This is a genomic window from Stenotrophomonas sp. Steno-C17, assembly GCF_056393165.1.
Genome location: NZ_JBWJPD010000027.1, coordinates 22,676 through 42,853, shown reverse-complemented (window position 1 = coordinate 42,853; position 20,178 = coordinate 22,676). Strand labels below are relative to the sequence as shown.

Here is a 20,178-nt window from a genome sequence, read left to right as displayed (position 1 = left end):
GAACCGCGCAACGCTGGAGGAACGCGCTTGCCATGGCTCAGGGAATCATCCAGGTCAGCCAGTAGGCCTGCGCCAGGGTGATCAGCCCGACCATCGTGGTGAAGATCAGGCTGTGCTTGACGGTGAAGCGGAACAGGTCCGATTCCTTGCCGGCCAGGCCGACCGCCGCACAGGCGATGGCGATGGACTGCGGGGAAATCATCTTGCCGGTCACCCCGCCGGTGGTGTTGGCCGCCACCAGCAGCACGTCCGATACGCCGATCTGCTGCGCGGTGGTCGCCTGCAGCGCCGAGAACAGCGCATTGGACGAGGTGTCCGAACCGGTGAGGAACACGCCCAGCCAGCCCAGGAACGGCGAGAAGAACGGGAACGCATCGCCGGTGTGCGCCAGCGCCAGGGCCAGCGTGGCCGACAGCCCCGAGTAGTTGGCGATGAAGGCGAAGGCCAGCACCATGCCGATCGAGTAGATCGGCACGCGCAGCTCGCGCACCGTCTCGCCGAAGGTCTGCAGCGCGGCCTTGGCCGGCATGCGCAGGGCGATGATGGCAATCACCGCCGCCAGGATGATCGCGGTGCCGGTAGCCGAGAACCAGTCGAACTTGTAGATCGCCTCGTAGCTCAGCGGCGCCGGCACGATCGGCGGCATCTTCTGCACCATCTGGTCCAGGCCGGGCACCGGCAGCTTCAGCACCCAGCTTTCCAGCGCACCGCCGGCGGCGAACAGCGCCTTGAACGGCTTGATGCTCCACAGCGTGACCATGGCGGTCAGGATCAGGAACGGCGACCACGCCTTGGCAATCTGGCCAACGCTATGGCGCGGTGCATCCAGTGCCTGCGCCGCGGCCTGCGCACTGGTTTCGGTATCGAAGCGGAAGATGCGCACCGGCTTCCAGCGGCGCAGGAACAGGGTCAGGCAGACCAGCGAAGCCAGCGAGGCGGTGATGTCCGGCAGTTCCGGGCCAATGAAGTTGGAAGTCAGGTACTGGGCGATGGCGAAGGAACCACCGGCCACCAGCACCGCCGGCCAGGTTTCCTTGATGCCACGCCAGCCATCCATGATCGCCATGATCCAGAACAGCACGATGACGGTCAGGAACGGCAGCTGGCGCCCGGCCATCTGGCCGATCTCGAACGCGTCCAGGCCAGTCACCTGCCCCGCCACGATGATCGGAATGCCCATGGCACCGAACGCCACCGGTGCGGTGTTGACGATCAGGCACAGACCGGCCGCATACAGCGGTTTGAAGCCCAACCCGACCAGCAATGCGGCGGTGATCGCCACCGGCGCGCCAAAACCGGCTGCACCTTCCAGGAAGGCACCGAAGGCGAAGCCGACCATCAGCATCTGCAGGCGCTGGTCTTCGGTCACCGACAGGATCGACGCGCGGATGATGTCGAACTGCCCGGTCTTCACCGAGACCTTGTACAGGAACACCGCGCCGATGATGATCCAGGCGATCGGCCACAGCCCGTAGACGAAACCATAGCCGGCCGCCCCCAGCGCCTGCGCCAGCGGCATGCGGTAGAACAGCAGGGCCACGCCCAGCGCGATGGCCACGGTGATCGTGCCGGCCAGCCAGCCCTTCATGCGCAGCACGGCCAAGGCAACGAAGAAGAAGGCAATCGGCAGCAACGCGATCAGGCTGGACAGCCACAGGTTGCCGGCGGGGTCGTACAGGTGTTGCCAGGGCTGCATGGAAAATCTCGACGTTGACGGGGAACCCACCGCAGTGGGGCGGTCCGTGGCCCGCGAATATTGGTCGTACCATTACTCGCAGCAAACTCACCACTGGGGCGGATTGAACCGCCATTCCCACACGACGCCTATTAGACCATAGCGTTAGTTCTGGATTATTGGTAGGACCATTGGCGCAGAAGGGTCAGAGCCCCTGCGGGGATCTGACCTTGATCGCAGCGGGGTCGGATCTCCGCAGGGGCTCCGACCCCACTGCGGCAGTCACAGCTTCTTCTCCACCCGCCGTATCACCGCCAGCACCAGCAGGCACAGCACGCTCACCCCCATGGCGATCACATACTTGCCAATCCCCACGGCAATGCCGATGGCGGCGGCCATCACCAGTGAACTGGCGGTGGTCAGCCCACTGACCTGGTCCTCGCGACTGCCACGCAGGATGGTGCCCGCGGCGACGAATCCAACGCACGCCACCACGGCCTCGATCAGGCGTACGGGATCGACCTGCAGCAGGTCGCGGTAGCGCTCCTGCTGGAAATGTTCGGCCACTGAATCGCCCAGGCCGACGATCAACGCCGCCGCGCCCGCAATCAGCATGTGTGTACGCAGGCCTGCGGCATGTTTGCCCATCTCGCGCTCGACACCCAGCACGCCGCCAAACACCATGGCGGCGGCCACGCGCAACAGGATCGATACGTCCTGGGTAAGTTCCATCGGCCGGCTCCGGGATTTTCCCGGAGCGTGGCGCGAAACGCGTGGCACCGCAGTGAAGGCGCGCGCACGGCCGGTTCACCCGGCAGCGCCGGGCCCTGCCCGGCGTCACCTTCGCTCAGCGCATTACTGCGCCAGGTAACCCCCGTCGATCGCGTAGTAGGTACCCGTTGCGAACGAGGCGTCACTGCTGGCCAGCCATGCCACCAGTGCCGCCACCTCGTCCGGCTTACCCAGCCGCTTTAGGGCATGCTTGGCTTCCAGCGTGGCACGCGCATTCGCATCCATCTTGTCCAGCAGCGGCGTGGCAATGAAGCCCGGCCCCACTGCATTGATGCGGATGCCGTCGGCGGCGTGTTCCCACGCGGCGGTCTGGGTCAGGCCCACCACGCCGTGCTTGGCCGCCACGTAGGCGGTGGAACCGGCGAAGCCCACCTGGCCCAGGATCGAGGCCATGTTGATGATGCTGCCACCCTTGCCTGCCGCGCGCATCGCCTGGATCTGGGCACGCTGGCACAGGAACACGCTGGTCAGGTTCACATCCACCACGCGCTTCCAGCCATCAACCGGGTAATCACCACTGCTGGCCGCCGGGCCGCCGATACCCGCATTGTTCACCGCGATATCCAGCCCGCCCAGTTCGTTCACCGTGCGCTGCACGGCCGCTTCCACCGCGGCCTCATCGGTGACATCCAAGGCGATGCCGATCGCCTCGACGCCCTTGGCCTCCAACGACTTCACCGTCGCGTCCACTGCATCCTGCTTCAGGTCCCACACCGAAATGCGCGCGCCGGAGGCAGCAAGCAGTTCGGCCACGGCCAGGCCGATGCCGGAAACGCCGCCGGTCACAATGGCGGTCTTTCCGCCCAGCTGATAATCAATCATCTGTGTACTCCACGTGTTGGGAATCGATGCGGGCCTGCCCGCCTGCTCTCGAATCTACGCCGCGGCGTGTTACGGAAACGGCACGCGGCGCACCCGTACCACGCAACGATCCTTCCCATCGCTGCAACGCGCGCGGCCCTATGCTCATCCACACCTCCCCTGCATTGCATGGATCCCTGATGAGTGCCGAATCCCGCGTGTTGTTCACGCCCACCCGCCTGGGTGACATCGCCGTTGCCAACCGCATCGCCATGGCCCCGCTCACCCGCAACCGCGCGCTGCCCGATCGCGTGCCGTCACCGCTGGCGGTCACCTACTACCAGCAGCGGGCCAGCGCCGGCCTGATCATTGCCGAAGCCACCCAGATCAGCCCGCTTGGCCAGGGCTACCTGGATACCCCCGGCATCTACAGCGCCGAGCAAGTGGCGGCATGGAAATCCATTACCGATGCGGTGCACGCAGAAGGCGGTCGCATCGTGCTGCAGTTGTGGCATGTGGGCCGCATCTCGCACACCAGCCTGCTGCCGGAAGGCGAAGTGCCGGTAGCACCCAGCGCCCTGCGCGCGAACGGCAAGACGTTCACCGCCAACGGGTTTGAAGATGTGTCCGCGCCCCGTGCGCTGCGCATCGAGGAAATTCCGGCGCTGATCGAGGATTACCGCATCGCCGCGCGCAACGCCATCGCGGCCGGTTTCGATGGCGTGGAAGTGCATGCGGCCAACGGTTACCTGATCGACCAGTTCCTGCGCGATGGCAGCAACCAGCGCAGCGATGCCTACGGCGGCAGCATCGAAAACCGCACGCGCCTGCTGTTCGAAGTGACCCGCGAGGTGGCCGAGGCCATCGGCGCGGCCCGTACGGGTGTGCGCCTGTCGCCGGTCACCCCGGTCAACGATGCCCACGACAGCGACCCGCAGCCGCTGTTCAACCGCGCAGTGGAACGGCTGGACGGCATTGACGGACTGGCCTTCATCCACGTGATCGAAGGCGCCACCGGCGGTGACCGGGACAACATCGCGTTCGACTACGCCGCACTGCGTGCCCGCTTCCGCGGCCCGTGGATCGCCAACAACGGCTACGACGTGGACAGCGCCGAGCAGGCCGTCGGCAGCGGCTACGCCGACATGGTCGCCTTCGGTCGTGCCTTCATCGCCAACCCCGATCTGGTCGCGCGCCTGCGCAGCGGCGCTGCCCTGGCCGAGCTGGACCCGGCCACGCTGTATGGCGGCGGCGAGCACGGCTACACCGATTACCCAGCGTTGGGCGCATAAGCCGCGCATGCGCCGGGCATGGCCCGGCGCTACCGCCTGCTCTGGCATGTGTCGACCTTGGCCGACACATGCCCGGCGTCACCCCGCCCCCTTCAATACACCGGCAGATCGATGTAGCTGGCCTGCGCGGCGCTGTGCCAGACCCGCTGCGTGGCCTTCTGGTAATCGCCCGGCTTGGCCAGGTAGATGTTCGGCACGTAGGTCTGCGGGTTGCGGTCGTACAGCGGGAACAGGCTGGACTGCACCTGCACCATCACCCGGTGCCCCTTCTGGAAGGTGTGGTTGGCATTGGGCAGGTCGAAGCGGTACGGCAGCACCTGGTTGGCGGCCAGCGGCTTGGCCTCGCTGAAGCTCTCGCGGTAACGGCCACGGAAGATCGCCAGCGACACCGGCAGCTCGTAGCCACCCATCTCCGGCGTTGATGCTTCCTGGTCCGGATACACATCGATCAGCTTCACCACCCAGTCGCTGTCGGTGCCACTGGTGGACGCCTGCAGGTGCACCACCGGTGCGCCGCCGATGCGCAGCGGTTCGCGCAACGGTTCGGTGATGAAGGTCAGCACATCGGGCCGGCCATCCACGAAGCGCTGGTCCTTCACCAGCCACGTGGTCCACATGTCACGGTCGCCGAAACGCACCGGGCGCGGCACGAACGGCACCGGCTTGGCCGGGTCGGACACGTACTCCTCGAAATCGCCCTCGCCCGCCGCCGGCGCCTGGAAGGCCAGCTTGCCACCGGCGCGCAGGTACAGCGGCTTGCTGGCCGCCGCGCACGCCTTCTCGCAGCTGCGCGGCCAGCCCTGCAGGCGGTCCCAATGGTTTTCACCGGTGTTGTAGACCAGCACCGGCGGCGTGTCGGCCTTGGGCGCGCCGTCCACCAGGTACTGGTCGAAGAACGGCTTTAGCACATCGCGGCGGAACTGCAGCGCGGTATCACCATCGAACTTCAGGGCGCCCAGTTCGCTGCCGCTGTAGTTCACCTGGCTGTGCCGCCACGGGCCCATCACCAGGTAGTTGTGGGTATTGCCGGTATCGCGCCCTTCCATCGCCTGGTAGGCATGGTTGGCGCCCCACATGTCTTCCTGGTCCCACAGGCCCTGCAGCCACATCGTGGGCACCTTCAGCGGGGTCGTGGCCATCACTGCATCCAGCGCCTGGCCCTGCCAGAACGCATCGTAGGCCGGGTGCTGCACCAGCTTCTTCCACCACGTCAGCTGGTCCACGCCGGTGAAGCGCGCATAGTCGCCAGCCGAACCGATGCGCAGGAAGGTGCTGTAGTCGTCGTAGCCCAGGCTGGGCAGCGGCGTGCCCTTGCCGCGCTTCTCGGTCTGCATGGCAAAGTAGTTGAAGTTGACCTGGCGGAACGCACCGTAGTTCAGCCAGTCATCACCCATCCAGCCATCCACCATCGGGCTCTGCGGTGCGGCCACCTTCAGCGCGGGGTGCGGGTTGGTCAGCGCCATCACCACGGTGAAGCCTTCGTAGGATGAGCCCAGCATGCCGACCTTGCCGTTGCTTTCGGGCACATGCTTGACCAGCCAGTCGATGGTGTCCCAGGCATCGGTGGCGTGGTCGACCTTGGTGTTGTTCAGCGGCCCGCGCAGCGGCCGGGTCATCACGTAATCGCCTTCGGACCCGTACTTGCCGCGGATATCCTGGAACACGCGGATGTAGCCGCCGTCGACGAACACTTCATCGCCCTGCGGCAGCAGGTCGCGCATGCGCGGCGAGTCGCTGCGGTTGGCGCGGCCGGCAGCATCGTAGGGCGTGCGGGTCAGCAGGATCGGGGCATTGTGGGCGCCCTTGGGCACCACGATCACGGTGTACAGGCGGGTGCCATCGCGCATGGGCACCATGACCACGCGCTTGTCGTAGTCGCGGCCGATTTCCGGCGCGACGAACGGCTTGCCACTGATGTCCGGGGTCATCGGCGGGGTATCGGCGGCCAGCACGCTGCTGGACAGGCACAGGGCGATGGCTACAGCAACGGCACGCACATGCATGGATGACCCCTCGGCAGGAAAGGGTCCAGCGTACTCCTGCCCACCCCGTCGAAGTGTGCGCCGGCTTTGCGTTCTGTGGTGTCCGGGGCACGACTGATGGCACATGTGCGGCCCGCGGCCGCTGCGCGCCGGGCCGGACCCGGCGGTTCCATCAGCCCGCAGGAACCTCGTGCAGGGCAAGCCAGCGCCAACGCCCCGCCTCCTGCCGCAGCACCGCCAGCGATTCCCGCCAGGCCACGGCTCCCTCACCCACCGCATGCCCTTCGCGATAGCGCAACACGGCCAGGGGCAGCGGCGCTTCGATGGCCTGCACGCCGGCAATGGCGATCCGCAGGCCGGGGCGCGCACCGTGCCCGCCCGCGAACAGTGCCTGCACCGCCTGCCGGTCCAGCCGCCGCCCGGCAATGCCGACCATGCTGAAATCGGCGCAGAAGTGCTGCATCAGGTCCTCCAGCGCCTCCGCACCTGCCTCGGCACGGAACCATGCCTGTAGTTTCTCGTGCAGTACGTGGATCTCATGTTCGGCCGTGTCTTGCATCAGGCGTGCTCCGGTTGCGAAAGGGTCAATGGCTGCGCGCGGCGCAACAGCAGCACCGGCAGCAGGGTCAGGACAGCGGCCAGGCCCAGCGCCACGCTCGTGGCCCGTGCAGGGACGCACTGCACGGCCAGCGCCAGCACCAGCGCGATGGCCGCCGTGCCCAGGCAGAAACTGAGCTGGCGGTTGAGGTTCCACAGCGCACTGGCATCGCCCAGCGCGTCGCCCTCAACGCCAACGAAGGCCAGCGTCTGCGCGGTGCTGCTGCACAGGCTTCCGCCGGCTCCCATCAAGGCAAACAGCGCCGCGGCCATGGCGAACGGCGGCTGTGGCTGCAGCGCCATCAGCAACAGACCCGTCGCCTGCAATACCATGCCCATGCGCAGCACCGCCGCAGGTCCGAAGTGCGCGAGCAGCCGCCGGCTGCCGGTGATCGCCACGGCCGACGCTAGCGCCCACGGCAGCATCAGCGCACCAATGCGGGCTGCGCTGTAACCGGCCTGGTGCAACTGCAAGGTGCTGGCCAGTTGGCTGCCGATGAACACACCGGGTACGGCCAGGTACAGCAGCATCGCCAGGCGCAGGCCACGATGGGACAGCAGCGACCAGCGCAGCAGCGGCTGCGCCTGCCGGCGCGCATGCCGCAGGTGGGCCGCCGCCAGCACGGCCGCCACCGGCAGCAGTGCCGCACCCGCTGCGCGCTGGCCCGGCTCGCCCAGCCAGGTCAGGGCCAGCAGCAACGCCCCCAGCGCCAGCATCACCGTGGCCAACGCATAGCCCTGCAGGCGCGGCGCCGTTCGCGTGCCATCGGCCGGCATCCAGACCGACACCAGGCCCGCGGCCACCACCACCATGGGCAGGCTGGCCCACAGCACGCCGCGCCAGGACAACCACTGCACCAGCAGGCCGCCCAACGCAGGCGCCAATGCCGGTACCAACAACGCCACCAGCAGAATGCGCCGGGTCAATGCGCCGCGCTGCTCGGGCGTGCAGTGGCGATACGCCGCCGCCTGCGCAACGGGAATCAGCAGACCACCCGCCAGCCCCTGCAGCAGCCGCCAACCCAGCAGCCCGCCGATGCTGGACGCCGCCCCGGCCAACACCGCCGCCGCCGCGAACAGCAGCAGCGCCCCCAGCAGCATGCGCCGCTCGCCACAGCGCGCGGCCAGCCACGGCGCCAGCGGGATGACCACGCTCAGGCCGAGCATGTAGGCGGTGCCGACCCAGGCCAGCGTACCCACATCGGCCTGCAGCTCGGCCGCCAAGGCCGGGTAGGCCACCGTGGCGATGAACATGTTCACCAGGTCCAGGGCGAACACCAGCAGGAAGATCGCCTCATGGCGCAGGCGGGCGGATGGCATCGGCGGCACTCGAGCGGGGGGAGGCGGCCAGCATGTCGCCTGTGCGTTGTTGGAAAAACACGGCAACGGCTGCAACACTGTCAAATCTCCTTTGACAATGCCCGCCCCATGGTCAGCCTGGATCGCTTCGATATCTTCCGTGCCGTGGTCGAGGCCGGCAGCCTGACCGCCGCTGCCGAACGGCTGGGCCTGAGCCGTGCGGTGGTCAGCTTCAACCTGAAACGGCTGGAGCAGGAGCTGGGCGTCACCCTGCTGCTGCGCAGTACCCGCCACCTGGCCCTGACCGAGGCCGGCGAGCATTTTCTGCAGCACTGCGTGCAGGCGCTGGACGCAGCACAGGCCGCAATCGATGCCGCACGCCGCGACCAGCATCAGCTGCAGGGCACGCTGCGCCTGACCACCACGCCGGAGTATGCGCAGCTACGCTTGATTCCCGCGCTGGAAGCGTTCCGTGTGCGCCACCCGGCCTTGCAGTTGCACCTGTCCACGTCACCGGCACCGGCCGATCTGATTCCCGAACGCTTCGACCTGGCCATCCGCCTTGGCCGCCTGGCCGATTCGAGCCTGCACGCCAGCGAACTGGAACGGCACCCGCTGTGCGCGGTGGCGGCCCCCGCACTGCTGGCACGCCTGCCGTGCGCCGTCGCAGCGGACGATCCGGCGCAGCTGGGTACCCTGCCCCGCCTGGGCTATCCGCGCCTGGCCGATGTGCCGGTAGTCGCACCCGACGGCAGCGACGCTCTGTTCGCCACCAACCCCGGCAACGCCGTGATCCGCGTGGACGGTGCCAGCAGCCTGCGCGCCTTCGCCCTGGCCGGCGCCGGGGTCACCGTACTGCCGCGCTGGCTGATCGAGGACGATCTGGCCCACGATCGCCTGCGGCCGGTACTGCGCCAGCATCGCTTCCCGCAGCAGAGCGTGTACGCGGTGTATCCGCACTGCACGCAACCGTCGCCGAAAGTGCGGCAACTGATCGACTTCCTGCGCACTTGGTTCGCCGGCCCGGCCGGATGCTGACGGCGCCCGCCGGCCATGCCCGGCGAACCCAACACCCCCCACAAACAAACACGGCCCCTTGCGGGGCCGTGTCGTCAAGCATCCATTACCTGCAGAATCAGCGCAGCACCTGCTCGGCCAACTGCACGTCCACGCTCTGCAGCGGTTCGGCCGCAGTGCGCGACAGCTGCACCTGGTAGGTACCGCCGTCGATCTTCCACTGGCGGGCCTGCGCATCGTAGTGCGCCAGCGTCTTCGGCTCGGCCTCGATGCGGATGCGGCGCTGTTCGCCCGGCTGCAGGGTCACCTTGTCATAGCCGATCAGGCGGATCGGCGTGGTGCTGCCGGCCGGCAGCTTCAGGTACAGCTGGGCCACGTCGGCACCGGCGCGCTTGCCGGTGTTGCGGATGTCCACGCTGGCGACCAGGCGCGAACCTTCCACGCTCACCTTCAGGTTGTCATAGGCGAAGGAGGTGTAGGACAGACCATGACCGAAGGCAAAGGTCGGGGTCAGGCCCTTGGCTGCCATCCACTTGTAGCCGACGTTGGCGCCTTCGATATCGAAATCGAACACATCGCCGAACGGCTTGGCCGGCTTGAAACCAAGGCCATCCACGTGCGGGCGCGGCAGCTGCGATTCGTCCACCACCCAGGTCACCGGCAGGCGGCCCGACGGGTTCACCTGGCCGGTCAGCAGCGCGGCAATGCCTTCGCCACCGCGGATGCCCGGGTACCAGGCCTGCAGCATGGCCGGCACCTGCGCCAGCCACGGCGTGCGCACCGGGCCATTGGTTTCCAGCACCAGCACGGTCTTCGGGTTGGCCTTGGCCACCGCGGAAATCAGTGCGTCCTGGTTGTCAGGCAGCTTCATGTCCGGCAGGTCGACCGATTCGGCCGCCCACTGGGTGGCGAACACGATGGCAACGTCTGCCTGCGCGGCGGCCTTGGCGGCCGCAGCGGCATTGCGGCCGTCCACATAGTCGATGGTCGCGTCCGGACGCGCCGCACGCAGCGATTCCAGCGGCGAAGACGGATGGAACATGACCGGGCCCGGCCAGGTGGTCGGCAGCACGCCCGGCACCGCATTGGTGCCCTTGGCGGTCACACCCACCATCGACGAACCGCCGCCACCGATCACGCCCTTGTCGGCGTGGCCACCAATGATGACGATGCGCTTCACGCTGTCGGCCAGCGGCAGCAGGTTGCCTTCATTGCGCAGCAGCACGCTGCCTTCTTCCACCGTGCGCTGGGCCACGGCAAAGCCGGCCTCGGCATCCACCTTCTGGTGCTGCGGCGGGTTGTCGAAGTTGCCGTGCAGGAACATCGTGCGCAGGATGCGCGCCACCATGTCATTCAGGCGCGCCTGCGGCACCACGCCGCCGTGCACGGCCAGGCGCAGCGGCTCGTCGAAGAACACCGCCGCGTCGAACACTTCACCGGCCGACTGCTGGTCCAGGCCAGCCAGCGCCGCCTTCGAACCGCTGTGCACGCCGCCCCAGTCGGACATCACGAAACCGGGGAACTTCCACTCCTGCTTCAGCACCTGGTTCATCAGGTAGCCGTTCTCGCAGCCGTAGGTGCCGTTGATCTTGTTGTACGAGCACATCGCCACGCCCGGGCGGCCGGCTTCCAGCGCGATCTCGAAGGCCAGCAGGTCCGATTCGTGCATGGCCTGCTCGCCGATGCGCACGTCGTGGAAGTTGCGGCGGGTCTCCATGTCGTTCAGCGCGAAGTGCTTCATCGAGGAGATCACGTGCTGGCTCTGCACGCCCTGGATCAGCGCGCCCACCATCGAACCGGCCAGCAGGGGATCTTCACCGGCGTACTCGAAATTGCGGCCGTTGCGCGGGTCGCGCTGCAGGTTCACGCTGCCCGAAAGCAGGATGTTGAAGCGCTGCTGCCACGCCTCGCGGCCCATGGTCGCGCCACCAGCGAAGGCCACTTCGCGGTTCCAGCTGGACGCGGTGGACGGGCCCGACGGCATGGCCGTGGCGAAATCGCCCGGACGGATGCCACCGGGGTTGGTCACGCCCACGCCGGCGTCGGCCGACTGCTGCGCCGGAATGCCCAGGCGCGGCACCGCCGGCACGAAGCCGGCCGAACCCACCGCGCCTTCCGGCAGCGGGCCACCGTCCTTGCCCAGCCCGAAGTAGCTGTGCAGCATCTGGAACTTCTCGTCCTCGGTCATCGCCTTCAGCAGCAGCGCAGCGCGCGCATCGGCGGTGAGGGTGGCGTCCATCCACGGGCGTTCGCCGCCCTTGTCGGCCGCATAGGCCAGGGTCAGCAGGGTCGCCTGCAGGCCACTGCCATCGATCTTGAACGGTGCGCTGCTGGCCGCCTGGAAGCCATCGCTGAAATAGCTGGCATCGGCTTCCAGGGCCACGCGCGACGGATCGAAACCGGCCGCCTTGGCCGACTCGGCCGCCACCGCCCCCAGCAGCACCGCCGGTGCACCCAGCCGCGAACGCGACACCAGCGCCGGCAACCGTGCAGCGCCGGCACCGGCGTCGGTATAGACGGCCACGGTGTGGCGGCCATCATCCAGGCGCAGGTAGTTCAGGCCCGGCTGGTCCGGGCCGCTTTCGGCGGCGATCGGCAGACGGGTCAGCACGGCCTGGCCCTGCTGGGTCTGGCCGTTGTCCTTGCCGGCGGCAATGAAGCGGTAGTCGTAGCCCAGGCCATCGGCCAGCAGCTGCAGCGGATCGACCTGGCCGATGCCGCGCTGCACCTGGCGCACACTCACCGCGTCCACCTGCAGGGTCTTCAGCTGCGCTGCCAGGGCCGGCATGGCCTCGGGCGTGGGCGCCTGCTCCAGGGTCAGCACGGTGAAGACGGCCGGATCGGCCCAGGCCGGGGCGGCCAATGCAGCAGACAGGGCGAGGGACAGGGCAAGCGGCTTTGTAAACGTTTTCATCGGCAGGCGTAATTCCGTTGCCAAGGCAATCGGTCCAGGGAAAGTGCCGCCGAAGGGTGCAGCGTCATGCCGCGCAAGCGTTGCCGGGCAACACCTGCAGGCCAAAGGACGGGCCGGTCTGCGCGCGGGACCCTCCTCCCGGCGTGACAACCTGCCTGCCCGGGCCGCACACGGCGACCCATCCTGTGAAGATTGTGCGAGGGCGTTCATCGCTGTCAACAGGACCTAAGTCACAGGCGCCCACCCCCACGCCGGTTATCAGGCCATCACTGCTGGTCATCAGTGGCGCGCGCGGTGCTGCCGATAATGGAATTCCCGGCCCCGAGCGCTGCCCATGACCCTGCACCGCGACTTCGACCATCTCTGGCGCGACCGCTGTGATACCTCCAGTCAGCGCAGCCCACGCGTGCTGATCCGCGTCTTCGTGGCCCCGGGGGAGCTGGAAGCGCGGGTCGCCTTCTACGAACAACTGCAGGGCGTGGTGGCCGACGCGGGCTTCCCGTTTCCCGATGCCGGCCTGCGCCTGGCCATGGTCGGTGCCTTCCTGCTGATCGAGGGCAATGACACCGCACTGGCGCCGTTCACCTCCACCACCGGCACGTTGCTGGTTGACGATGTGCGGCCCTATCACGACAGATTGGTCGCGGCCGGTGCGCAGATCATCTTCCCGCTGCAGGTGGTCCCCACCGGCGCGGCATTCAACGCCGTGCATCCCGACGGTACCGTGGTCGAGTACGTACACCACCGGCCGGATCCACACGGACGGTGATGCGACGGCCGGGCTGCCGCCCGGCACCCGCAGCGACAACGGCAAACGCAACAGCAAGATCAAATTCCGCATTCCGTAGGATGGCGGGGCACTGTGGGTGTGCGGGGACGCCGTGAATCCATCCGTGGAGGCTTGGTCGCCGCATCCATGCGGCTCACACCCCGCACACCCACAGTGCCCCGCCTTCGACAGTTGGCTGGTACCCAGTAGATCCACGCCATGCGTGGATGCTTTTCGAATGCAACACGAGATATTCGATTCAGATGGAGATCCATCCACGCATGGCGTGGATCTACAATCGCTGCATGTCCTCACCTGCCCGGCCCTGGAACGGCACCCTGCTGCTGCATGCTCACGTGGCAGTGCTGCAGGGCCATGCCGGTGACAGCGGCACGCACGCGCACTACGCCCACCAGCTGCTGCTGAGCGAAACCGCTGCCTGGCATGTCCAGATCAATGGCGTGGCGCAGCAGGGCCAGCGCCTGTGGCTGCCGTCCTTTGTGCCGCACGCCATCCTCGCCGCGCCCGCGGACGGCTGCACGCTGTTTCTCGAACCGACCCACGCCGATCCCGCACAGATCCAGCAAGAACTGCACGCGCTGCCCACCACGCTCGACGACCTGCGCGCGCACCTGCCCCGGCTGGGCCGCGCGCAGCCGCTGGACCGTCGCGTGCAGGCCGCCCTGGCCCAGATTGCCCGCTACCTGCCGGGCCCGGTACCGGCGTCGGCCATCGCCGAGGCGGCGCACCTGTCCACCAGCCAGCTGCATCGGCGCTTCCAGTCCGACCTGGCCGTGACCCTGCGCGGCTGGGTGCTGTGGCAGCGGCTGCGCAGCGCACTGGCGCATCATCTGCTTGGACACAGCCTGACCGACAGTGCGCACGCGGCCGGCTTCGCCGATCTGGCCCATCTCTCGCGCAGCCTGCACCGCATGTTCGGCATCGGCGCCGCGCAGTTGCAGGGGCTGCAGCTGCAGGCCATCTGAAGCCTGCGCTCAGTCGCGCCTGCGCAGGCCATCGGGCAGCGCAGGCACCTCGCCGTGGGGCAGATCGCGGAACGGCGCCAGCAACTGCCCGGCGTAGTCACGCGGATAGTCTGGCTGGCTGCCGATGCCCAGGTCATGCGTGCGCAACCGGTAGCCCGGCGCATCGAAGGCGGTGCCGAGCAGGTGATCCCAGACGGTCAGGAACAGCCCGAAGTTGACATCGCCTGCGGTGCCGTAGCGCATGTGGTGGAAGCGATGCAGCGGCGCCCACGCCATCACCCGGCCCAGCACGCCCGGCCGCATGTCCACGTTGGAATGCTGCAGCAGCAACTGGATGGCGATGGCGAAGGCCAGCACCGCCGCCACCGGCATCGGCAGGCCCAGCACCAGCAATGGCAGCACGCCGCCCAGTGCTTCGGCGGCCTGGTGCAGCGGATGCTTCATCAGGCCGTTGAAGCCGTACATGCGGGTCACGCTGTGATGCACCGCATGCAGCCGCCACAGCCATCCGATGCGGTGGCTGGCGTAGTGCACCAGGGTGATGCCCAGATCGGCGGCGACGATGGCAACCAGTACCTGCAACGCGAACGGCCACTGTACCGGCCACAGCTGCCATGGAATGATCGCCGCCAGCACAGGCACCGCCGCGATCGACAGCAGATTCAGAGCTTCGTTGACCAGGGCATGCAGGCTGTCACGCAGGCGGTCGCCGTGCGCCTGGTTGAATGCGGGATCGTATGGCCAGACGCGCTCGGCGGCGAATGAAACGGCAATGGCCACCGCCAGCAGGGCCAGCAGCCACAGCGGGTCACCGTGCCGATGGCCGACCCAGGCCACGGCCGCGGCAACGAATCCAGACAGGAACAACGGCGCATACAGGCGGAGCATCCAGTACTTCATGGGCAACCCGGGAGTGAGGAGGCCTGCATGCTGGCGCGGCCTGTGGGTTGCTGGCTTGAACAAACGGCGCAATCCGTGCGCCGGGCGGGCGTCCACGCATGGCGTGGATCTACAATGGCGCCCTCTTCGCGCCGGGGGCGGCATGGATTCCTTCAACCTGATGCGCACCTTCCGTCGCATCGTCGAACGCGGCGGCCTGGCCCGCGCGGCCGAAGACCTGGGTCTGTCAGCGGCCGGCCTGAGCAAGCAGCTGCGTACGCTGGAATCGCACCTGGGCGTGGTGCTGCTGCAGCGGACCACGCGGCGCATGAGCCTGACCGAAACCGGCCACGCCTATTACCGCGAGTGCTGCCGCCTGCTGGACGAACTGGACGCGCTGGAACGCGGCATCGCCGAACAGCGGGGCGAGGTTGCCGGGCGCCTGCGGGTGAACGCGCCGCAGTCGTTCGCGCTGAGCACGCTGTCGCCGCTGCTGCCGCGCTTCCTGCAGCAGCATCCGCAGCTGTCGCTGGACCTGGTGATGGAAGACCGCCTGCTCGACGCGGTGGGCGAAGGTTTCGATGTGTCATTGCGGCTGCGCGCCGAGCTGGACGATTCACGCCTGGTGGCGCGGCGGCTGGCCTCGCTGCAGCAGGTGTTGTGCGCGGCACCGTGCTACCTGCAGCAGCACCCCGCACCGCACACCGTGCAGGATCTGCATGCACATAGCGTGCTGGCCTACAGCCTGTCCGATTCCCCGGGCAGCTGGCCGCTGCTGGGCCCCGATGGCCAAGTCACGATCACCCTGCCGGCACGGGTCACCGCCAACAACAGCCTGCTGCTGCGCGACCTGCTGGTGGCCGGCATGGGCATCGGCGCCCTGCCCTCGTTCCTGGCCGCGCCCGCGCTGGCACGCGGCGACCTGCAGCAGGTGCTGCCCGACCACCGCTATCCACCGCGCTTCGTGCATGCGGTCTACCCCACCGCCCGCCACCTGCAGCCCAAGGTGCGGGCCTTCATCGATTTCCTGCACGCCGAACTGCCCGGCTGCGCGGGACTGGATTCGTAACCGCCAGCGAAAACTGAGCTGCCCGAAACCCGCTGTTTCGGCCGCGCCGCGCTGCCTACGCTGCCGCCTCCCCTCTCACCGATGGCAGGCAGATGTCTTCCGCTCCTTCCCCCACCACCGCCGCGCCGGTGGTCGATTTCTTCCACGATGTGGTCTGCGGCTGGTGCTTCGTACTGGCCCCGCGCCTGCAGCAGGTCTCGGCCGAACTGGGCATCCAGGTGCGCCACCGCAGCTTCGTGCTGCAGGACTCGCGCGCCCGGATGATCAACGTGTTCGGTTCCATGCCCCGCGCCAAGGACACCATCCTGCGCCACTGGGCCGACTGCGCGGCACATGAAGACACCGCGCGCATCGACATCGACGGCATGCGCGCGCAGACGTTCGAATACCCCTCCGGCTGGCTGGGCGCACTGGCCTGCCAGGCCGCCGGCAGGCTCGGCGGCAACGATGCCCATGGCGCAATGTTCGATGCAGTGCAGTGGGCGCACCTGCACCAGCACCGCAACATCGGCGATGCCGAGGTCCTGCTGGACATCGCCGAGTCACTGGGCCATCGGCGCGGCGTCTTCGCTGACCACATGCGCAGCGACGCCGTGCGCCAACGCGTGCAGGCCGACCGCGCCGAAGCCGCCGCCCTTGGCATCCGTTCCATTCCCACCGTCATCGGCGGCAACGGCCTGCGCCTGCAGACCCTGCCGCTGCCACATCTGCGCCAGGCCCTGGCGCCCCTGGTCGCGGCCACCGCCGCGCCCTTCCCCACCCTGCAAGGAGAAACCCGATGACCCCACTTACCCTGGCCAGCACACTGGCCCTGCTGTTGGCCAGTACTGCTGCATCCACCGCCGTGTCCGCACACGAACACGTTCCTTCCGGCCAGCAGGTCGGCACCAGCCCCTGGGGGCCGAGGGACGAGATCGGACGACTGAACCTGATCACCGAGGCCTCGCGTGCCGCCATCCTGTCGCGGGTCAGCGGCGGCAAGGCCTACGACCTGGCCACCGAGTACTTTGTCGGCATGCCCAGCTGGCAGGACGCCGGTGACCCGCACTACCAGTTCTGGATGACCCACACCCCGCGCGGCACCGTGGTGGACGACCCGATGGGCGTGGGCCAGGCCATGAACCTCACCCGCAGCTACACCGGCACCGCGTTTTCGATGTACAGCCACACCGGCACCCATATCGATGCGCTGAACCACTTCGGCATCCACGGAAAGATCTGGAATGGCTTCGAGGCCGACACGCATCTCGGCGATCGTGGCTGGAAGGTCACCGGCATCGAGAAATTCCCGCCGCTGATCGCCCGCGGCGTACTGATCGACGTGGCCGGCGCCAAGGGCGTGGACATGCTGCCGGACCGCTACCGGGTCACCCGCCAGGACCTGAAGGATGCCCTGGCACGCCAGCACGTCACCCTGCAGCAGGGCGACGTGGTGCTGATCCGCACCGGCCGCATGCGCCTGTTCGAACAGCCCGGTGCCTACATGGCCAACCCGCCGGGCATGGGCCTGGACGCGGCACGCTTCCTGGTGGAAGACAGTGGCGCGATGATCGTCGGCGCCGACAACCTCAGCTTCGAGACCTTCCCCTCGGAGGTGTCCGATGACTATGTGCCGCTGCACACCTACCTGCTGGCCCAGCAGGGTGCACCGATCATCGAACTGGTGGCGCTGGACGAACTGGCCCGTGACCAGGTCTACGAGTTCGCCTTCATCGGCGGCCCGCTGAAGATCCGCGGTGGCGACGCCGCCCCGCTGCGCCCGGTGGCCCTGCCGGTACACCGGTAACGCGCCGGGTAGCGCCGGGCCATGCCCGGCGAACGCACGGCACCGCATCCACGTATGGCGTCCCATGCCGGGTAGATGCCGACCTTGGTCGGCACTCCTTACCCCCCTTCAGCAACCTGAAACCCACCCCACGATTTCATTAGTAATTCTACTCACAAGGCGAGTAGCATGTCCGGTCTCAGCCCCTGATACCGGCCTGTCGATACTCGTTCCATGCCTGCCGTTTCCGTCCACTGCTGCCGCTTCCAGCCTGCCCGGCGCCTCCCCTGGGGGACCGGCTGATGGGTGCCGTCGTCGCCCTGGACCGCCTGCTGGATGGCCGCCAGCTGTGGCGCGGCCCGGCCCGCCACGGCCCGGCCAGCGACCATCTGGCCAGCGGCCACCCGGCCCTGGACGCCCGCCTGCCCGGCGGCGGCTGGCCCGCCAGCGGGCTGTGCGAAGTGCTGCTGGCCTGCCCCGGCGTGGGTGAACTGGCCCTGGTCTGGCCGGCACTGGCGAAGCTGAGCCAGCGCGATCGGCCGATCGTGCTGGTCGCCCCGCCGCATCGGCCGCATGCCCCGGCCTGGGCCGCGGCCGGGCTGGACCTGGCCCAGCTGCAGATCATCCACGCCGCGCCGAAGCAGGCGCTGTGGGCGGCCGAACAATGCCTGCGCTCGGCCGCCTGTGCGGCGGTGCTGTGCTGGCCGCAGCAGGCCGATGATCGTTCCCTGCGCCGGCTGCAGGTGGCCGCCGACAGTGGCCAGTGCCTGGGCTTCGTGTTCCGCGAAGCGCGCGCCGCGCGCAATCCTTCGCCGGCCAGCCTGCGCCTGCAGCTCGACCCCGGCCAGGTGCGCGTGCTGAAGTGCCGCGGTGGGCTGCCGCCTGCGCAGCCGCTGCCGCTGGCCATCGCCCACTGAGGCCGCGCCATGCATTGGGCCTGCCTGTTGTTGCCGCAACTGGCGCTGGACAGCGTGCTGCGCCAGCAGCCGGACCCGCAGCGGCCGCTGGTGCTGCTGCAGGGCCCGGCGCAGCGCCGGGTGCTGCGTGCGGTCAGCCCGGCCGCACGCGCCGCCGGCCTGCGCCCGGGCATGCTGCTGTCGGCCGCGCAGGTGCTGGTGCAGGACATGCAGCTGCACGACTACGATCCCGCCGCCGAACAGCAGACCCGACAGCTGCTGGCCAGTTGGCTGTACGCCTACAGTTCACAGGTCAGCCTGGATTTCCCGCATGCGCTGGTGCTGGAAATCCACGCCAGCCGTGCCCTGTTCGGCGATTGGCCGCGGATCGAACAGCGCCTGCGCCACGGCCTGCATGAACTCGGTTTCCGCCACCGCCTGGTGGCCGCGCCCAACCCGCATGCCGCGCGCGTGCTGGCCAATGTGCACGACGGCCTGGGCATCGATGCTGCGCAGCTGGCAGCCGCGCTGGCGCCACTGCCACTGGCCCGCAGTGGCCTGCCGGCCGATGCGGTCACCGTACTCGGCCGTTCCGGCCTGCGCACGCTGGGCGCGGTGTTCGACCTGCCGCGCGACAGCCTGGCCCGCCGCTTCGCCCCGCAGGTGCTGCAGCAGCTCGATGCCGTGCGCGGCCTGGACAACACGCCGCTGCGCTACTACCAGCCCCCGGACCGTTTCGATGCCCGCATCGAATTCGAATACGAAATCGAATCCAGCCAGGCCCTGCTGTTCCCGCTGCGGCGCCTGCTGCTGGACCTGGCCGCCTTCCTCTGCTCGCGCGATGGCGGCGTGCAGCGCTTCGACCTGCACTTCGAACACGACCTGCTGCCGGCCAGCGTGCTGACCATCGGCCTGCTGGCGCCCGAACGCGATGCCGCGCTGCTGTTCGAAATCGCCCGCAACCGCATGGAAGCCTTCGCCCTGCCCGCCGGCAGCCGCGCGCTGCGCCTGCAGGCCGAGCAACTGCCGCCGTTCGTGCCGGTCGCGCGTGATCTGTTCGACACCCGCCCGGCGCAGGCCATGCCCTGGAACCAGCTGCGCGAACGCCTGCGTGCGCGGCTGGGCGATGATGCCGTGCAACCGCTGGCGGTGCAGGCCGACCATCGCCCCGAACGCGCCAGCGGTACGCAGCCGCCGGCCAAGCCGCCCGGCTACTGGCCGCTGCGTCCCGGCTGGCTGCTGGAGGCACCGCAGCCGCTGCGCGACCCGCGCCTGCGCATCGTTGCTGGCCCGGAACGGATCGAATCGGGCTGGTGGGACCAGGCCGATGCGCGGCGCGACTATTACGTGGTGGAAACCGCGCACGGGCAACGCGGTTGGGCGTTCCGACCGCGCAACGACCCGCATGCGCCGTGGATGCTGCACGGCTGGTTCGGCTGAACCGG

General features: G+C 68.4%; 17 protein-coding genes. 9 read left to right on the top strand and 8 right to left on the bottom strand.

Annotated elements, in window-relative coordinates; genetic code table 11:
- Window positions 1-37: 37 nt before the first annotated feature.
- The 3 genes from lldP to AC06FA_RS18670 all read right to left on the bottom strand — a co-directional run bounded on the left by lldP (window position 38) and on the right by AC06FA_RS18670 (window position 3,289).
- Window positions 38-1,696 carry an L-lactate permease gene (lldP, locus tag AC06FA_RS18680; RefSeq protein ID WP_478069584.1) on the bottom strand — a complete coding sequence of 553 codons (1,659 nt, stop codon included), beginning with the start codon at window positions 1,694-1,696 and terminating at the stop codon, window positions 38-40.
- A 261-nt stretch (window positions 1,697-1,957) separates the two neighbouring features.
- Entirely contained in the window at window positions 1,958-2,407 is a 450-nt protein-coding gene (locus AC06FA_RS18675; RefSeq protein WP_478069583.1) for an MgtC/SapB family protein, read from the bottom strand.
- Window positions 2,408-2,530: 123 nt separating this feature from the next.
- Window positions 2,531-3,289, bottom strand: coding sequence for an SDR family NAD(P)-dependent oxidoreductase (locus AC06FA_RS18670; protein WP_478069582.1), 759 nt, complete (start codon window positions 3,287-3,289; stop codon window positions 2,531-2,533).
- 179 nt (window positions 3,290-3,468) lie between these two features.
- Here AC06FA_RS18670 and AC06FA_RS18665 point away from each other — a divergent pair, with 179 nt between their 5' ends.
- The gene (locus AC06FA_RS18665; RefSeq protein WP_478069581.1) at window positions 3,469-4,560 is read left to right on the top strand and encodes an alkene reductase; all 1,092 of its coding nucleotides are present in this window, start codon (window positions 3,469-3,471) and stop codon (window positions 4,558-4,560) included.
- 92 nt (window positions 4,561-4,652) lie between these two features.
- Here AC06FA_RS18665 and AC06FA_RS18660 read toward each other — a convergent pair whose 3' ends face one another.
- From AC06FA_RS18660 to AC06FA_RS18650, 3 genes are all read right to left on the bottom strand, one after another.
- Complete coding sequence (locus AC06FA_RS18660; protein WP_478069580.1) at window positions 4,653-6,563, bottom strand: CocE/NonD family hydrolase; 1,911 nt, start codon at window positions 6,561-6,563, stop codon at window positions 4,653-4,655.
- A gap of 151 nt (window positions 6,564-6,714) precedes the next feature.
- Entirely contained in the window at window positions 6,715-7,101 is a 387-nt protein-coding gene (locus AC06FA_RS18655; protein ID WP_478069579.1) for a DUF4440 domain-containing protein, read from the bottom strand.
- Window positions 7,101-8,459, bottom strand: a complete 1,359-nt coding sequence (locus AC06FA_RS18650; protein ID WP_478069578.1) for an MFS transporter — start codon at window positions 8,457-8,459, stop codon at window positions 7,101-7,103. The genes AC06FA_RS18655 and AC06FA_RS18650 overlap by 1 nt, the downstream gene beginning before the upstream one ends.
- A 108-nt stretch (window positions 8,460-8,567) precedes the next feature.
- Here AC06FA_RS18650 and AC06FA_RS18645 point away from each other — a divergent pair, with 108 nt between their 5' ends.
- Window positions 8,568-9,476, top strand: coding sequence for a LysR family transcriptional regulator (locus tag AC06FA_RS18645; protein WP_478069577.1), 909 nt, complete (start codon window positions 8,568-8,570; stop codon window positions 9,474-9,476).
- A 97-nt stretch (window positions 9,477-9,573) separates the two neighbouring features.
- Here the strand turns inward: AC06FA_RS18645 and AC06FA_RS18640 are convergent, their stop codons facing one another.
- On the bottom strand, window positions 9,574-12,369 hold the full coding sequence (locus AC06FA_RS18640; RefSeq protein ID WP_478069576.1) for a beta-glucosidase: 2,796 nt from the start codon (window positions 12,367-12,369) through the stop codon (window positions 9,574-9,576).
- A gap of 334 nt (window positions 12,370-12,703) precedes the next feature.
- Between AC06FA_RS18640 and AC06FA_RS18635 the strand changes: the two genes are divergently transcribed.
- On the top strand, window positions 12,704-13,138 hold the full coding sequence (locus AC06FA_RS18635; RefSeq protein WP_108753345.1) for a VOC family protein: 435 nt from the start codon (window positions 12,704-12,706) through the stop codon (window positions 13,136-13,138).
- Window positions 13,139-13,419: 281 nt separating this feature from the next.
- Window positions 13,420-14,124 carry a helix-turn-helix domain-containing protein gene (locus AC06FA_RS18630; RefSeq protein ID WP_478069575.1) on the top strand — a complete coding sequence of 235 codons (705 nt, stop codon included), beginning with the start codon at window positions 13,420-13,422 and terminating at the stop codon, window positions 14,122-14,124.
- A 9-nt stretch (window positions 14,125-14,133) separates the two neighbouring features.
- Here AC06FA_RS18630 and AC06FA_RS18625 read toward each other — a convergent pair whose 3' ends face one another.
- Window positions 14,134-15,012: a sterol desaturase family protein gene (locus tag AC06FA_RS18625; protein WP_478069574.1), complete on the bottom strand. Its 879-nt coding sequence runs from the start codon at window positions 15,010-15,012 to the stop codon at window positions 14,134-14,136.
- 154 nt (window positions 15,013-15,166) lie between these two features.
- Between AC06FA_RS18625 and AC06FA_RS18620 the strand changes: the two genes are divergently transcribed.
- The 5 genes from AC06FA_RS18620 (at window position 15,167) to AC06FA_RS18600 (ending at window position 20,173) form a co-directional block, all read left to right on the top strand.
- Window positions 15,167-16,072, top strand: a complete 906-nt coding sequence (locus AC06FA_RS18620; protein WP_478069573.1) for a LysR family transcriptional regulator — start codon at window positions 15,167-15,169, stop codon at window positions 16,070-16,072.
- Window positions 16,073-16,164: 92 nt separating this feature from the next.
- The gene (locus AC06FA_RS18615; RefSeq protein WP_478069572.1) at window positions 16,165-16,854 is read left to right on the top strand and encodes a DsbA family oxidoreductase; all 690 of its coding nucleotides are present in this window, start codon (window positions 16,165-16,167) and stop codon (window positions 16,852-16,854) included.
- Window positions 16,851-17,858: a cyclase family protein gene (locus AC06FA_RS18610; RefSeq protein WP_478069571.1), complete on the top strand. Its 1,008-nt coding sequence runs from the start codon at window positions 16,851-16,853 to the stop codon at window positions 17,856-17,858. The genes AC06FA_RS18615 and AC06FA_RS18610 overlap by 4 nt, the downstream gene beginning before the upstream one ends.
- A 281-nt stretch (window positions 17,859-18,139) precedes the next feature.
- A complete protein-coding gene (gene imuA / locus AC06FA_RS18605) occupies window positions 18,140-18,754 on the top strand; it encodes a translesion DNA synthesis-associated protein ImuA (RefSeq protein WP_108753349.1) in 615 nt (204 codons plus the stop codon).
- Window positions 18,755-18,763: 9 nt separating this feature from the next.
- Window positions 18,764-20,173 (top strand): Y-family DNA polymerase, encoded by a 1,410-nt coding sequence (locus AC06FA_RS18600; RefSeq protein WP_478069570.1) that lies wholly within the window; start codon window positions 18,764-18,766, stop codon window positions 20,171-20,173.
- Window positions 20,174-20,178: the final 5 nt, after the last annotated feature.